Source organism: Amycolatopsis sp. NPDC114505 (assembly GCF_055633615.1).
The window spans coordinates 164281-178661 of the sequence record NZ_JBVKDV010000002.1 but is presented as its reverse complement, the minus strand read 5'-3'; the positions used below and the strand labels follow the sequence as shown (position 1 = coordinate 178661).

The following is a 14381-nucleotide window of genomic DNA, read 5'->3' as shown; positions in this document are numbered from 1 at the left end:
CGTGGTGCGGGACACCAGGTCGGTGGCGTGATCTCATAGGTTCATGAGTTCGCTGGACCACCCCGCCGTCGCCAAGGTGGCGGCCGCGCTGGCCGAAGCCGGGCAGCACGCCGCCGCCGAGGGCATCCGCGTGCTGCCCGCCGAGGTCCGGACCGCCGCTCAGGCGGCCGAAGCGCTCGACGTGCCCGTGGGGGCCATCGCCAACAGCCTCATCTTCCGCCTGGGGTCCGACAAAAAAGCGCTCCTCGCGCTGACCTCGGGTGCGCACCGCGCGGATCCGGCCACCCTCGAGCGCCTGGCCGGGGCCGGAATCGGCAAGGCCGACGCGACTTTTGTGCGAGAGCACACAGGCCAGCCGATCGGCGGCGTCGCCCCGGCCGGGCACCCGTCGCCGCTGCCGACCCTCGTCGACACCGCCCTGCGCGCCCACGACGTCGTGTGGGCCGCCGCCGGGCACCCCAAGACCGTCTACCCCACCACCTTCGCGGAGCTGGTCGCCTTGACCGGGGGCACCCCGGGCGCGCTCAGCGGCGCGGAGGAAGATGGACAGCCGTGACCGCGATGCCCGCCGGCTGCTCCCGCTACGTCCAGCTCTCCTCGGACGAGTTCCGCGCCCGCCTGCCCGAGGCGCTGGACATCTACGTCCGGGCGATGCGCTACCCGGCCGGCACCGCCGAGCAGCGCGCGCCGATGTGGCTCACGCACGCGCTGCGTGAGGGCTGGCGCTGCATGGCCGCGCTCGACGCCGACGGCGTCCTGCTCGGCCTCGCCTACGGCTACCGCGGCCGGGCCGGGCAGTGGTGGCACGAGCAGGTGCGCCACGGCTTGAGCCGCCGCTTCGGGCCCGAAGCGGCGGAGCGCTGGCTGTCGGACTACTTCGAGCTGACCGAGATCCACGTCAAGCCGGAGAACCAGGGCCACCAGATCGGCGAGGACTTGCTGCGGAGCCTGCTGGACAGCGTGCCGAGCGCGAACGTCCTGCTGTCGACGCCCGAGGGCACCAGCCGCGCGTGGAAGCTCTACCGCCGGACCGGGTTCGTCGACGTCCTGCGCGACTACCACTTCGCCGGCGACCCGCGGCCGTTCGCGATCCTCGGGCGCGCGCTGCCCCTCGACCCGCGCTGAACCTCAGCGTCGCTCGGGCCGCCAGTACCCGATCGCCAGCGCCCCGGCCAGGACGGCGGCGCCGCACCAGGCCGTGACGCTGAGCCGTTCCCCGAGGAACGCGGCGGACAGGACCGCGGCCGTCAGCGGCTCGAGCACCGCCGACAGCGCGCCCAGGACGGGGTGCGCCGTCGCCAGGCCGCGCAGGTAGGCGGCGTAGGCGAGCGCGGTGGGCACCACGCCGAGGTAGCAGACCACCGCGAGGACGTCCGCGTGCAGCGGCAGCGCCATGCCCGTCCAGCTCGCCACGGGCGTGAGCAGGAGGCCACCGGTCAGGCAGCCGAACGCCGTCGTGGGCAGCGGCCCCAGGCCGTCGACCGGCTTCGCGGTGAGCAGCGTCAGGGTCGCGAAGCCCGCCGCGGCGAGGAGCGCGAGGCCGAGGCCGCCGAACAGGTGGGCGGGTTCGTCCGGTGACCAGCGGAGCAGCGCCAGGCCGGCGAGCGTGCCGGCGAGGGAGAGCACCGTCCAGCGATGGGGCCGGCGCACCGCGGCGAGCGTGACGAAGACGGGTGCCGCGCCGATGGTGGTCATCGTGGCGACGCTGACCGAGCTGAGCGCGACGGCGGCGAAGTAGCTCGCCTGGAAGAGCGCGAAGAGCGCCCCGACGGCGAGAAGGCGCTTCGCTGCTTCGGCCGTGCGCGGGAGGGCGCCGCCTTTCAGCAGGACGAAGAGGGTGGCGACGCCGCCGCCGACGAGCAGCCGGTACGCGGCCACGGCGAGCGGGTGGAGGCCGGCGAGCTGACCGAGCAGCGAGCCGGCGAGGCCACCGGTGCCCCAGAGGACACCGGCGAGAACGAGCGCGGCCGAGGAACGGGCGCGCGTGGGTAGTGACAGCAAAGGAAACGCTCCTGCGTCGAAGGATTCGGGAGATCGACGACGCGGGGCGGTGCGCACCAGAAATCAGCCGCGGGCACTGAAGGCCACGCGGCGAGGGACCACCCCGCTCAGGCGCGGGGCGGTGGGGTGACGAAGAGAATTCGGCGCACGAGGGCGAACTTAACGGCGGTGAGCGCCGCGCGGCCACCGGTTTTCCGGCGACCGCACGGCGAACCTCAGTCCAGCTGGGCCAGCTGCTCCCGCAGCGTGTCCAGCCCCATCCCGCCCATCCTCAACGCCTGCGTGTGGAACCGCTTGATGTCGAACCCGGCACCAGCGCGACTCTGGGCCTCCGAACGGGCCGCCAGCCAGAGGCGCTCGCCGATCTTGTAAGCCGGGGCCTGGCCGGGCCAGCCCAGGTACCTGTCGATCTCGTCGCGTACGTGGGCTTCGTCCGTGATCGTGCGGGTCAGCATGAACTCCAGACCGAGCTCCGGCGTCCACCGCGAACCCTCGTGGAAGCCCGTTCCCGCCGGGATCTCCAGCTCCAGGTGCATGCCCAGGTCCACCACCACGCGCGCCGCGCGGAAGAGCTGCTCGGACAGCATTCCCAGGAGGTCTCCGTCGTCGGACAGGTAGCCCAGTTCCTCCATCAGGCGCTCCGAATACAGCGCCCAGCCCTCCGCGTGGCCCGACGTGAACGCCATCAGGCGCTGGTACTTGTTCAGCCCCTCGGACTGGTCCACCGCCGTCGCGATCTGGAGGTGGTGGCCCGGTGCGCCCTCGTGGTACACCGTGCTCGTCTCGCGCCACGTGACGAACTCCTCGCGGCCGGACGGCAGAGACCACCACATCCGGCCCGGGCGGCCGAAGTCCTCGCTCGGGCCCGTGTAGTACGCGCCGACGCCGCCGCCCGGTGGGGCGATCTTGCACTCCAGTGCCATCACGCGGTCGGAGATGTCGAAGTGCTTGCCGCGCAACGACTTCAGCGCTTCGTCCGACAGGCTCTGCATCCACGCCTCGAACTCCGCGCGGCCGCAGACGCGGTAGCGGGGGTCGGCGTCGAGGATCGCGGCGGCCTCCGTCAGGGACGCACCCGCCTTGACGCGGTTCGCGACGGCCCGCATCTCCGACTCGATCCGCGCGAACTCCGCCCAGCCCCACTCGTAGGCCTCGCGCAGGTCCAGCGCCGCGCCGACGAAGTACCGCGACCACAGGCGGTAGACGTCCTCGCCGACGGCGTCCTTGACCGGGGCCTTCGGCGCCAGCTCGGCCCGCAGGAACCCGGCGAACTCCGCGAACGCCTCCTCGGCGGCCCGCGCGCCGTGCGCGAGGTCCCCCTTCAGCGCCTCACCCTGCGCGGACGCGCCGCCGACGAGCTGGCTGAAGAACCCCGTCTCCTCCTTCAGCCCGGCCCACGTCTCGCACTGCTCCGCCACCTTCGCGACCTGACGCAGCGCCGAGACGTGCCCCGCGTCGGCCGCCGTGAGCAGGCCGTTGCGCACGTTCGCGAGGGCCTGCGGGACCTCGCCGATCCGGGCCGAGACGACCGACCAGTCCTGCTCGGTGTCGAGCGGCATCAGGTCGAACGCCATCCGCAGCTCCTGCACCGGACTGGAGATGACGTTCAGGCTCGCGACGTCGAGGCCGGCCTCGTGGATCTCCAGCTCCAGCCCGACGCGCTCGGTGAACACGGCCTTGGCGGCGCGCTCGGCGGCGTCCCGCGGCTCGGCGGCCGTGACGCCGGCGTGCGCGCGGGCGCCGAGCCCGGCGCGTTCGGCGAACCCGTCCGCCGAGTAGTCGGTCAGCCGGCGGTCGTGACCCTTGACGCCGATGACCGTCGCGACGACCGGGTCCGCGGCCGCGTAGTCGTCGACGTAGCGGTCACAGATCTCGTGAACGCCTTCGGAAGCAGTAGAAGCCATGCGCCGCACGCTACCGGGCCACTACGGGCCCGCGGTACGGACTTAAGTGCGGGCCGGGACGAGCCCCAGCCGCGCGATGACCTCGCGCGTCGCCTTCGACCGGTTGAACGTGTAGAAGTGCAGGTTCGGCACGCCCTCGGCGATCAGCTTCTCGCACAGCTCCGTGATGACGTCGATGCCCGCCGCGCGGAACGCCTTCGGGTCGTCGGCCAGCGGCTCGAGCCGGTCGAGCAGCTTGCGGGGCGCCGGCGCGCCGGACAGCTTGATCGTCGTCTGCAGGGTCCGCAGCGTCGTCAGCGGCATGACGCCGGGCAGCACCGGGACGTCGCAGCCGGTCGCGGCGACCCGGTCGCGCAGCCGGAGGAAGTCCTCGGCGTCGTGGAACAGCTGCGCGATCGCGAAGTCCGCGCCCGCGCGCAGCTTGCGGACCAGGTACTTCGTGTCGGTCTCCAGGTCGGCCGAGCGCGGGTGGCCGTAGGTGTACGCCGACACGCCGACGCAGAAGTCGCCCAGCTCGCGCACCAGCTGGACAAGCTCTTCGGCGTAGGTCAGGCCCTCCGGGTGCGGGACCCAGTCGCCGTAGACGTCGCCCGGCGGGTCGCCGCGCAACGCGAGGATGTTGCGGACGCCGACCGAGGCGTACCAGCCGATCACGTTCCGCAGCTCGGCGACGGTGTGGTTGACCGCGGTCAGGTGCGCCATCGGCACCAGCGTGGTCTCGGTGGCGACGCGCGCGATGCTGCGGATCGTGCCGTCGCGGCTGGAGCCGCCGGCACCGTAGGTGATCGACATGTAGGCCGGGTCGTACGGCTCGAGCTCCCGGATCGCCTTCCAGAGGACGGCCTCGTCCGCCGTGTCCCGGGGCGGGAAGAACTCGATGGAGAACTTCGGCCCTTCTCCGCGCAACCGCTCGATCACCGACGTCATACCTCGAATGTTAAGGGTCCCGGCTCTAGACTCGATACAGGAGTGAGCGATGAGGGATGACGACGCGAGCTGGGACGAGGACGTGCGCCTCGCCGTCTACCACGCCTTCGCCGACCGCGGCCGCGCGCCGACCGGGCCGGAGCTGGCCGACGCGGCGGGCGGTTCCCTCGCCGTGGCCAAGCAGGCGCTGCACCGCCTCGCCGGCGCTCACCACCTGGTGCTCGACGAGTGCGAGCACGTCGTGCTGGCCCACCCGTTCGCGGCGAAGTCGCTCGGCTTCTCGGTGATGGGCTCGCACACGCTGTGGTGGGGCGGCTGCGCGTGGGACTCCTTCGCCATCCCCCACCTGGTGGCCGACGAGCCGGAGGTGCTCGTCGCGACCCGCTGTCCCGGCTGCGACCAGCCGCACGCACTGGTCGTCGACCGCGCCGCGCCGCCCGCGGGCGCGCAGGTGGCGCACTTCCTCGTGCCCGCCGCGCGGATGTGGGACGACGTGCTGCACACGTGCGGGCACCAGCGGCTGTTCTGCTGCGAGTCCTGTGTGGACGCCTGGCTGGCGGCGACCGGGCAGGCCAAGGGGTACGTCATGGACCTCGTCACGCTCTGGCGGCTCGCCCGCGGCTGGTACGAAGGCCGGCTCGAGCGCGGCTACCGGCGGCGCGAACCGGACAGCGCCGTCGCCTACTTCGCCGAAGCGGGCCTGACCGGCCCGTTCTGGGCCGCCACAGCCGGAGTCTGACGGAGTCTGATTCGCCACATCCGGGTGCCCCGGCGGCCCGCGGCCCCGCCGGTTCCGCGAGGATGGCCGCATGAACACGCCCGTTTCCGACGCCGATCTGCCCGCCGACGTCGAGCGCGCGCTGGCCGGGTTCCTCGGCCGGGCGAGCGCGGAAATCGTGGCGACCGAACCGACCGTGAAGGCCGGGATCGACGCGCTGAGCGGGTTCGTGCTGACCGGGGGCAAACGCTTGCGCCCCACGTTCGCCTGGTGGGGCTGGCGCGGCGCGGGCGGCGACCCGGCGGGCCCGGACGCCGAGGGCGTGCTGCAGGCGGTGTCCAGCCTCGAGCTGATCCAGGCGTGCGCGCTGATCCACGACGACCTGATCGACTCCTCCGACTCCCGCCGCGGTTTCCCGACCGTGCACATCGCGGGCGCGAAGCTGCACGCCGACCAGGGCTGGCTCGGCTCCCCCGCGACGTTCGGCCTGGCCACCGCGGTGCTCGTCGGCGACCTGGCCCTGGCCTGGGCCGACGACATGTTCGCCGACGCCCCGCTGCCCGCCGAAACGCTCGCCGCTGCCCGCCCCGCGTGGCGCGCGATGCGCACCGAGGTGCTCGCCGGGCAGTACCTCGACGTCCGCACGCAGGCGACCGGCGACGCCTCCGTCGAGGCCGCGCTCAAGATCGACCGGCTCAAGACCGCCGCCTACACCGTCCAGCGGCCGCTGCACCTCGGCGCCGCGCTCGGCGGAGCCTCCCCTGAGCTGATCGACACGCTGCTCGAGTTCGGCGGCGAGGTCGGCATCGCGTTCCAGCTGCGTGACGACCTGCTGGGCGTGTTCGGCGACCCGTCGGTCACCGGCAAGCCCGCCGGCGACGACCTGCGCGAGGGCAAGCGCACGCTGCTCGTCGCGCTCGGCCTGCAGCTCGCCGCCGAGAAGGGCGAGACGGCCGCGGCGACGGTCATCGCCGACGCGATCGGCGACGCGGACCTCTCCGACGAGGGCGTCGAGACCGTGCGGATGGCGTTGCAGCAGGTCGGCGCGGTCGACGCCGTCGAGCGGCGGATCGACGAGCTGACCACCGCGGCGATGGCCGCCCTCGAGCGCGCGCACCTGGCCGAGCCCGCGCCGGAGGCGCTGACCGGGCTGGTCGTCAAGGCCACCCAGCGGACGTACTGACGTGCGGCGGATCGACGGCCCGGCCGACCACGTCGTCGTCATCGGGGCCGGGCTGGCCGGGCTTTCCGCGACCCTGCACCTGCTCGGCGCGGGGCGCCGCGTCACGCTGCTGGAGCAGGCCGACGTCCCAGGCGGGCGCGCCGGGCAGGCGAACTTCGACGGCAACGCCGTGGACACCGGCGCGAGCGTGCTGACCATGCCCGAGCTGCTCGAAGAGGCGTTCGCCGCGGTCGGCGAGCCACTGGCCAAGAACCTGCGCCTGACCAGGCTGGATCCGGCGTACCGGGCGCGGTTCGCCGACGGCCGCGAGCTGGCGCTGCACACCGACGGCGACGCGATGGAGGCCGAGATCCGCGCCTTCGCGGGTGCTCGCGAGGCGGCGGGCTACCGGGCGCTGCGACGCTGGCTGAGCGAGCTGTACGCCGTGCAGAAGGACCGGTTCCTCGCGACGAACTTCGATTCGCCGTTCGACCTGGCCCGTCCCGAGCTGGCGAAGCTCGCCGCGCTGGGCGGGTTCGGCCGGCTCGGCCCGCGCGTCGGCCGCTACCTGCTCGACGAGCGGGTCCGGCGGCTGTTCACCTTCCAGGCGCTCTACGCGGGTCTCGACCCGGCGAGCGCGATCGGCGCGTACGGCGTCATCGCCTACATGGACACCGTCGGCGGCGTCTACTACCCCGAAGGCGGGATGGGCGAGATCGGCCGGGCGATGACCGGCGCGGCGGCCCGGGCGGGCGCGGACGTGCGGTTCGGCACCGAGGCCGCGTGGCTCGAGCGGGTGAATTCGCGGGTGCGCGCGGTCCGGACGCGCTCGGGCGAGCGGATCGTCTGCGACGCCGTCGTCCTCGCCACCGAGCTGACCGCGGCCTACCGGCTCATCGGCGCCCGGCCCCGGCGGCCGGTGCCGCTGCGGTACTCGCCGTCCGCCGTCGTCCTGCACGGCCGGACGACGCGGGCGTGGGACCTCGGGCACCACACGATCTACTTCGGCGACGCCTGGGAGCGGACGTTCGCGGAGATCATCCGCGAGGGGAAGCTCATGAGCGACCCGTCGCTGCTGGTCACGCGCCCGACGGCGACCGACCCGGGGCTCGCCGGGCGCGGCGGCGAGATCGTCTCGGTGCTCGCGCCGGCGCCGAACCTGCGTCGCGGGCCGATCGACTGGGAGCGTGTACGCGGGCCGTACCGCGAAGAGCTCCTTCGCACGCTCGAAGCGCGCGGCCTGACCGGCTTCGGCGACGACTTCACCCTCGACGAGACGATCACCCCGGCGGACTGGGCGGCGCGCGGGCTCGCGGCCGGGACGCCGTTCTCGCTGGCGCACACGTTCGCGCAGACCGGCCCGTTCCGGCCCGCGAACCTGGTGCGCGCGGCGGGCAACGTCGTGCTCGCCGGCTGCGGCACGACCCCCGGCGTCGGCATCCCGCCCGTGCTCATCTCCGGACGACTGGCAGCGGAAAGGATCACCGGCCGGTGAACGACTTTGCCGATAGTTCCCGATCCGACCGGCAGTCACGGCGGAAACCCTCGCCTCATGCGGATCGGCTGCGGGCCGTGTCCGCCTGCTTTCGGCCGAATCGGGAACTGGACGCCGCGGGCATCGCCGACCCGGGCCTGCGGGCCGCGTACACGGAGTGCCGCCGCATCAACGCCCACCACGGGCGCACGTTCTTCCTGGCCACCCGGCTGCTGCCGGCGCGGGCCCGCCCGGCCGCGCACACGCTCTACGGGTTCGCGCGGATGGCCGACGAACTGGTCGACAACCCCGAGCCGGGCAGCGATCCGGCGGTGGCCCTCGACCGGGTGGCCGCGCTCGTCGACGTCGTCTTCGACGGCGGGACCCCGGCCGACCCGGTGCTCGCGGCGCTGGCCGACACGGTGCGCCGGTACGGCATCGAGCGCGGCCTGTTCGACGCGTTCCTGAAGTCGATGCGGATGGATCTCAAGCCGGTCGAGTACCGGACGTTCGCCGAGCTGGGCGAGTACATGTACGGCTCGGCCGCGGTGATCGGGCTGCAGATGCTGCCGGTGTTCGGCACGGTCGGCGCTCTGGAGGACGCCGCCCCGGGCGCGATCGCGCTGGGCGAGGCGTTCCAGCTGACGAACTTCCTGCGCGACGTCGGCGAGGACCTCGATCGTGGCCGGCTGTACCTGCCGACTTCGGAACTGGCGGCGTTCGGCGTCTCACGGTCGTTGCTGGAGCAGCGGCGGCCCGACCCGCGGATCCGGGCGGCGCTGGCGTACTTCGTCTCGCGGACGCGGGCGGTGTACCGGCGGGCCGAAGCGGGGGTTCCGTTGCTGCGTCCCGAATCGCGGGCGTGCGTGCGGACGGCGTTGACGCTGTACGAAGGCATCCTGGACGAGATCGTGGCCCTGGACTACGACATCCTGACGCGGCGCGCCGTGGTGCCGAAGTCCCGCAGGCTGGTAGTCGCGCTACCACCCTTGGCCACGGTTTGGGCGCGCGAGACGTTCCGGGGCGGTCGTAGGCTGCGTTCATGACCGAACGACGCATCCGGATCGGGCTGCAGCTCCAGCCGCAGCACGCCGACTACGACACCATCCGGCGCACCGCCTCGGCCGCCGAGGACCTCGGCGCCGACATCGTCTTCAACTGGGACCACTTCTACCCGCTGTACGGCGATCCCGAGGGCAAGCACTTCGAGTGCTGGACCATGCTCGGCGCGTGGGCGGAGTCGACGTCGCGCGTGGAGATCGGCGCGCTGGTGACCTGCAACAGCTACCGCAACCCCGAGCTGCTGGCCGACATGGCCCGCACGGTCGACCACATCTCCGGCGGCCGGCTCATCCTCGGCATCGGCTCCGGCTGGTTCGAGAAGGACTACGACGAGTACGGCTACGAGTTCGGCACCGCCGGCGGCCGCTTGGACAACCTGGCGGAGTCGCTCCCCCGCATCGAAGCCCGCTTCGGCAAGCTGAACCCGCCGCCGACCCGCAAGATCCCGGTCCTCATCGGCGGCGGCGGGGAGAAGAAGACCCTCAAGCTCGTGGCGAAGCACGGAGATATCTGGCACGGCTTCGGCGACCCGGAGGTCGTCGAGCGCAAGGTGAAGATCCTCGACCAGCACTGCGCGGACGTCGGCCGCGACCCGGCCGAGATCGAGCGTTCGTGCGGCGTCCAGGGCGAGCCGGACGAGCTGGGCCCGAAGCTGCTGAGCCTGGGCGTCACGACGTTCACGGTCGGCGTGGGCGGCCCGGACTACGACCTGGGCGCCCTCAAGTCCTGGATCGCCTGGCGCGACAAGAACAACGGCTGAGTTTCACTCTCGCGCCCGGTGCGCGGCGACGCGTTCGCGGGTCGCGCACCGGGGTGAGCAGTACCTCCGGGGGCTTCCGCCGCCCGTGTGGGCGAATGGCTTGCCGCACGACGGTGACGCGCACAGTCCTCCCGGGACGTCCTGGCGCTCGGCCAGCAGCGCTGCCAGCCCCAGTGCCGATGACGTCACCAGCCACGCTCCCCACGGGCCGTCATCCGCCGCGTCCGCGTGCAGGTGCCAGCCGTAGCCCTCTTCATGGTTCGTCAAGCGCGGTGGACCTGCGTACGCCGCGAAGAGACCGTTGAGCACCGAAGCCGCCGAAGCCATGTCGCGCGCCGCGAACACCTCGCGGAGCGAAACCGCCGCCGCGCGCAGCTCCGCCAGATCCGACGGCGACAGCTGGACCTCCGGCTCCCCGTGCGCACGCAAGACACCAGCGACCGCGGCCGAGTCGCCGTCGAAGAGCAGCACACCCAGCAGGTCGACCGCGCGCTGCACGGAATCGCGGTGTGGAAAGGCCATACCCCACTGTAACGTCTTGCTCATGATAAGGCGTTACCTGGTCGGGGCGACGCTGGCGCGGACCGGCGACGAGCTGTCCGGCCCCGCCCTCCTCCTGCTCGGACTGACCGCCAGTCCGCACGCCGGCGCCGCGCTGCTCGCCGGTCTGACCGCGGCCGCCGCCGTGGGCGGGCCCGTGTTCGGGGCCTTCCTCGACCGCTCCGCCACCCCGGGACGGCTGCTGGCCATCGCCCTGGCCGGGTACGCCGGTGGGATCGCCGTCATCACCGCCCTCTTCGGGCACCTGCCCCTCGGCACCCTCGTCGCCGGAGCGGCCGTGACCGGCCTGCTCAACCCGGCCATCGCCGGCGGCTGGACCGCTCAGCTGCCCTCGGTCGCCCGACCGGAGATCCAGCGGGCCAGCCGGCTCGACGCGCTGACGTTCACCGCCGCCGCCCTGGCCGGTCCCGGGTTCGCCGGGCTCCTCGGCGGGCCGCTCGGGCTGGGGGTGGCCGTCGTCCTGGTCGCCGCCGCGATCCCGGTCGCGTGGTCACTTCCCGGGAAACGGCCCGCCGCCGCGAGCCGGCTCAAGGACGGCTTCACGGTTCTCGTGCGCAACGCCCCGCTGAGGCGGGCGACCCGCGCGTCGGCGATCTCCTGCGCGGGCATCGGAATGGTCACCGTCTGTTACCCGCTGCTGGGCGCGGCCCACCTCCGCGGGCCGGCCGACGGCGCCCTCCTGCTGACCGTCCTGGCGACCGCGTCCCTGCTGGCCAACGCGGTCCTCGCGAAGTACCCGCTGCCGTGGTCCCCGGACCGGACGGTCTGGCTGAGCACGCTCGTCCTGGGCGCGAGCGCCACCCTGGCCGCGTTCGCGACCGACGCGAAGACGCTGGTCACGGCGGCCGCGATCGCCGGGGTCGCCGAAGGACCGCAGCTCACGGCGTTGTTCGCGATCCGCCACCGCGAAGCGCCGGAGCACGTCCGGGCGCAGGTGTTCACGACCGCGGCCAGCGTGAAGATCACCGGTCTCGCGGCCGGGGCGGCCGCCGCCGGGCCGCTCGCGACGTGGTCGCTGCCGGCGTGCCTGAGCGTCGCCGCGGCCGTTCAGCTCACCGCTGCTGCCAGCTGTCTGCGCAGGTCAGAAGGCCATCGCCTGCGCGCGCCGCTTCACCTCGGTGCCGTGGCTGGTGCGCAGGGCGTTGACCGGCGTCTTGCCCGGCAGGGACTCGTCGGTCTCGAAGAGCCACCGGAGCATCTCGGTCCGGGAGAACCCGGAGTCGGCCAGCACCGTGATCGTCCCGGCCAGGCCCTTCACGATCCCGTCCTTGACGAAGAAAGCGCCGGGAACGCACAGGTCACCGTCACGCCTGACGGCGATCAGCTGCCCGTCTCGCAGCATCTGGCGGACCTTGTTGGCCGACGTCCCGAGTACTTTCGCGACCTCTCCCACCGGGAGGACCGCGATGGCGGTGCCGAGGACGTCGTCGGCGACAGGAATCCCACTCACACGTGACACTCTGCCACATTCCGCACTCACGCCCGTTAGTGCGCACGGGTGACCCGTGAGGTCTCCTCCACCAACCGTGTGCGGTTCCGTACGATCCATACTCGTGACTCGCACCCAACCCAGCTTGGTCGGCACGCTCCTCGAGCGGCGCTACCGGGTGGACCGGCTGCTCGCGCACGGGGGGATGTCCTCCGTCTACCGGGGGACCGACACCCGGCTGGACCGTCCGGTCGCGATCAAGATCATGGACCCGCGGTTCGCCGACGACCGGTCGTTCGTGGACCGGTTCGTGCGGGAGGCGCAGTCGGCGGCCCAGCTGCACCACCCCCACGTGGTGGCGGTGCACGACCAGGGCTTCGACCTGCCCCAGGGCGCCGAGTCCGGGCTCGCGTTCCTGGTGATGGAGCTGGTCGACGGCGGGACGCTGCGCGACCTGCTGGAGGACAAGGGCCCCCTGGACATCGCGCTGGCGCTGAGCGTGGCCGAGCCGGTGCTCTCGGCGCTGGCCGCCGCGCACCGGGCGGGACTGGTGCACCGGGACGTCAAGCCGGAGAACGTGCTGATCGGCCGTTCCGGGCCGCACACCGGCGGCGTCGTGAAGGTCGCCGACTTCGGTCTCGTGCGGGCCGTGGCGAGCGCGGGCACGACGAGCTCCAGCGTCATCCTGGGCACGGTCGCCTACCTGTCGCCGGAGCAGGTCGAGACGGGCGCGGCGTCCTCGCAGGGCGACGTCTACTCGGCCGGCATCCTGCTCTACGAAATGCTCACCGGGCAGGTCCCCTACACCGGCGACACCGCGATCTCGGTGGCGTACCGGCACGTGAACGACGACGTCCCGCGCCCGAGCGAGCTGCGCCCCGACCTGCCGCCCGCGCTGGACGAGCTGATCATGCGCGCGACCCGGCGGGCCCCGGCGCTGCGCCCCGCCGACGCCGGGGAGTTCCTGACCGAGCTGACGGCGGTGCGCGCGCAGCTGGGCCTGCTGCCGGTGACCGTGCCCGTCCCGGTCTCCCACGGCCAGGGCGACCTCGCCGACACCGAGCGCACGCTGCCGCGGATCCCGCAGGTGCCGGACACCGAGAAGACGATGCCGGTGAGCCGCCCGAACGCGACCCAGGCGCTGAGCCACCCCGGCACCCCTCCCCCGGGCTTCACCCAGCAGCTCCCGCCCGTGCGGCCGCCGTCGGCGCGGCGCCGCGGCGAGCCGGAGCCGGAGAAGCCGCGGGACAACCGGAAGCGGATCGCCATCATCGCCGGCGCGGTGCTGCTGTTCGGCGGGCTGATCACGGCGTTCATCTTCATGCTCACCGACACCGGCGGGGACAAGACCGCGACCGTCCCGAAGCTCGTCGGGCTGAACCAGGCCGCGGCGGGTGACGCACTGCGGGCGGTGAAGCTGAACCCGCAGTTCAGCCAGGAGTACGACAACTCGGTGCCGTCGAACACGGTGCTGCGGGCCGAGCCCGCGGAGGGCACGCCGCTGCAGCCGAACTCGCAGGTGTCGGTCGTGCTGTCCAAGGGCCGCCCGGCGGTGCCGGACATCCGGCCGGGCACCGCGCTGGCCGACGCCGAGCAGGCGATCAAGACCGCGCAGCTGACCCCGACCCGCGGCGCCGACGACTTCGACGCCGACGTCCCGCAGGGCGCGGTCATCCGCACCACGCCGGGCGCGGGCAGCCAGCTGAACATCGGCGGCCAGGTCACGATCATCGTGTCGAAGGGCCCGATCCCGCTGCCGCCGGTCCCGGACGTCACCGGCCGGAGCAAGGACGAGGCGTTCCAGCTGCTGCAGCAGGCCGGCTTCGAGCCGTTCCAGGCGGGCGAGGAGTTCAAGCAGGACGTCGCGGGCGGCGCCGTCACCCGCACCGACCCGCCGGCCAACGCGCAGGCCAGGGAAAAGCGGATCGGCGTCTTCGTCAACAACGCCGTCCAGGTGCCGGACGTGCGGTTCCGCTCGTTCGACGACGCCCAGAAGATCCTCGAGCAGGCCGGGCTGAAGGCCGACCGCGACGGCAAGGGCGGCGGCCGGGGCGGGGGCGGCGGCGGGTTCGACTTCGTCTTCCAGCAGGACCCGCAGCCGGGCACGTTCGTGCAGAAGGGCAGCAAGGTCAAGCTGAAGGGCTTCGGGGGATGATCGGCAGCCGAGGCCGTGTGACCGGCACGATCGGCCCCGGCCTCATCGGCGAGGTGCTCCTGAACGTCCGGGGCGGCACGGAGGCGTTCTACGCTTACCCGATCGACCCCGAAGCGACCTTCACGTCCGGCACGCAGGTGCTCGTCGTGGACTTCGAACCTCCCCGCACGGTTTATGTCGAACGGTGGCAACCGCTGAGCGTCTAGCGGCGTCGTAGGGCTACCAACC

Annotated in this window: 16 protein-coding genes; 9 read left to right on the top strand and 7 right to left on the bottom strand. The window is 72.9% G+C overall.

What is annotated here, in order from left to right; all coding sequences use genetic code 11:
• The first annotated feature begins 43 nt into the window (after positions 1-43).
• Positions 44-556 carry a YbaK/EbsC family protein gene (locus ACZ7OU_RS18875; RefSeq protein WP_470256068.1) on the top strand — a complete coding sequence of 171 codons (513 nt, stop codon included), beginning with the start codon at positions 44-46 and terminating at the stop codon, positions 554-556.
• Positions 553-1125 carry a GNAT family N-acetyltransferase gene (locus ACZ7OU_RS18870; RefSeq protein WP_470238765.1) on the top strand — a complete coding sequence of 191 codons (573 nt, stop codon included), beginning with the start codon at positions 553-555 and terminating at the stop codon, positions 1123-1125. Before ACZ7OU_RS18875 ends, ACZ7OU_RS18870 begins: the two co-directional genes overlap by 4 nt.
• A gap of 3 nt (positions 1126-1128) precedes the next feature.
• Here ACZ7OU_RS18870 and ACZ7OU_RS18865 read toward each other — a convergent pair whose 3' ends face one another.
• From ACZ7OU_RS18865 to metF, 3 genes are all read right to left on the bottom strand, one after another.
• Positions 1129-2001, bottom strand: coding sequence for a DMT family transporter (locus ACZ7OU_RS18865; protein WP_470256067.1), 873 nt, complete (start codon positions 1999-2001; stop codon positions 1129-1131).
• Between the two features lie 215 nt (positions 2002-2216).
• Positions 2217-3905 (bottom strand): DUF885 domain-containing protein, encoded by a 1689-nt coding sequence (locus ACZ7OU_RS18860; RefSeq protein ID WP_470256066.1) that lies wholly within the window; start codon positions 3903-3905, stop codon positions 2217-2219.
• Between the two features lie 42 nt (positions 3906-3947).
• A complete protein-coding gene (metF, locus tag ACZ7OU_RS18855) occupies positions 3948-4832 on the bottom strand; it encodes a methylenetetrahydrofolate reductase [NAD(P)H] (RefSeq protein WP_470238768.1) in 885 nt (294 codons plus the stop codon).
• Positions 4833-4881: 49 nt separating this feature from the next.
• Here metF and merB point away from each other — a divergent pair, with 49 nt between their 5' ends.
• The 5 genes from merB (at position 4882) to ACZ7OU_RS18830 (ending at position 10008) form a co-directional block, all read left to right on the top strand.
• Positions 4882-5571, top strand: coding sequence for an organomercurial lyase (merB, locus tag ACZ7OU_RS18850; protein ID WP_470256065.1), 690 nt, complete (start codon positions 4882-4884; stop codon positions 5569-5571).
• Between the two features lie 70 nt (positions 5572-5641).
• Positions 5642-6733, top strand: coding sequence for a polyprenyl synthetase family protein (locus ACZ7OU_RS18845; protein WP_470256064.1), 1092 nt, complete (start codon positions 5642-5644; stop codon positions 6731-6733).
• A 1-nt stretch (position 6734) separates the two neighbouring features.
• Positions 6735-8207: a phytoene desaturase family protein gene (gene crtI, locus ACZ7OU_RS18840; RefSeq protein ID WP_470256063.1), complete on the top strand. Its 1473-nt coding sequence runs from the start codon at positions 6735-6737 to the stop codon at positions 8205-8207.
• 77 nt (positions 8208-8284) lie between these two features.
• Positions 8285-9232, top strand: a complete 948-nt coding sequence (locus tag ACZ7OU_RS18835; RefSeq protein WP_470256062.1) for a phytoene/squalene synthase family protein — start codon at positions 8285-8287, stop codon at positions 9230-9232.
• A complete protein-coding gene (locus ACZ7OU_RS18830) occupies positions 9229-10008 on the top strand; it encodes an LLM class F420-dependent oxidoreductase (protein ID WP_470238773.1) in 780 nt (259 codons plus the stop codon). Before ACZ7OU_RS18835 ends, ACZ7OU_RS18830 begins: the two co-directional genes overlap by 4 nt.
• A 3-nt stretch (positions 10009-10011) precedes the next feature.
• On the opposite strand, the gene ACZ7OU_RS18825 is transcribed toward ACZ7OU_RS18830, so the two are convergent.
• The 4 genes from ACZ7OU_RS18825 to ACZ7OU_RS18810 all read right to left on the bottom strand — a co-directional run bounded on the left by ACZ7OU_RS18825 (position 10012) and on the right by ACZ7OU_RS18810 (position 12019).
• Positions 10012-10530 (bottom strand): CGNR zinc finger domain-containing protein, encoded by a 519-nt coding sequence (locus ACZ7OU_RS18825; protein ID WP_470257623.1) that lies wholly within the window; start codon positions 10528-10530, stop codon positions 10012-10014.
• 360 nt (positions 10531-10890) lie between these two features.
• A complete protein-coding gene (locus tag ACZ7OU_RS18820; protein WP_470256061.1) occupies positions 10891-11190 on the bottom strand; it encodes a hypothetical protein in 300 nt (99 codons plus the stop codon).
• 6 nt (positions 11191-11196) lie between these two features.
• The gene (locus ACZ7OU_RS18815) at positions 11197-11535 is read right to left on the bottom strand and encodes a hypothetical protein (protein ID WP_470256060.1); all 339 of its coding nucleotides are present in this window, start codon (positions 11533-11535) and stop codon (positions 11197-11199) included.
• 115 nt (positions 11536-11650) lie between these two features.
• Positions 11651-12019 (bottom strand): Rv2175c family DNA-binding protein, encoded by a 369-nt coding sequence (locus ACZ7OU_RS18810; protein WP_470256059.1) that lies wholly within the window; start codon positions 12017-12019, stop codon positions 11651-11653.
• A gap of 103 nt (positions 12020-12122) precedes the next feature.
• Between ACZ7OU_RS18810 and pknB the strand changes: the two genes are divergently transcribed.
• On the top strand, positions 12123-14153 hold the full coding sequence (gene pknB, locus ACZ7OU_RS18805; RefSeq protein WP_470256058.1) for a Stk1 family PASTA domain-containing Ser/Thr kinase: 2031 nt from the start codon (positions 12123-12125) through the stop codon (positions 14151-14153).
• Between the two features lie 17 nt (positions 14154-14170).
• Positions 14171-14359: a hypothetical protein gene (locus ACZ7OU_RS18800; protein ID WP_470256057.1), complete on the top strand. Its 189-nt coding sequence runs from the start codon at positions 14171-14173 to the stop codon at positions 14357-14359.
• Positions 14360-14381 lie beyond the last annotated feature (22 nt).

What these genes read in the sequence shown, in the direction of transcription:
- ACZ7OU_RS18860 (WP_470256066.1), bottom strand. Translation starts at nt 3,905, where the DNA reads ATGGCTTCTACTGCTTCCGAAGGCGTTCACGAGATCTGTGACCGCTAC.
- metF (WP_470238768.1), bottom strand. Translation starts at nt 4,832, where the DNA reads ATGACGTCGGTGATCGAGCGGTTGCGCGGAGAAGGGCCGAAGTTCTCC.
- ACZ7OU_RS18825 (WP_470257623.1), bottom strand. Translation starts at nt 10,530, where the DNA reads ATGGCCTTTCCACACCGCGATTCCGTGCAGCGCGCGGTCGACCTGCTG.
- merB (WP_470256065.1), top strand. Translation starts at nt 4,882, where the DNA reads ATGAGGGATGACGACGCGAGCTGGGACGAGGACGTGCGCCTCGCCGTC.
- ACZ7OU_RS18875 (WP_470256068.1), top strand. Translation starts at nt 44, where the DNA reads ATGAGTTCGCTGGACCACCCCGCCGTCGCCAAGGTGGCGGCCGCGCTG.
- ACZ7OU_RS18845 (WP_470256064.1), top strand. Translation starts at nt 5,642, where the DNA reads ATGAACACGCCCGTTTCCGACGCCGATCTGCCCGCCGACGTCGAGCGC.
- ACZ7OU_RS18830 (WP_470238773.1), top strand. Translation starts at nt 9,229, where the DNA reads ATGACCGAACGACGCATCCGGATCGGGCTGCAGCTCCAGCCGCAGCAC.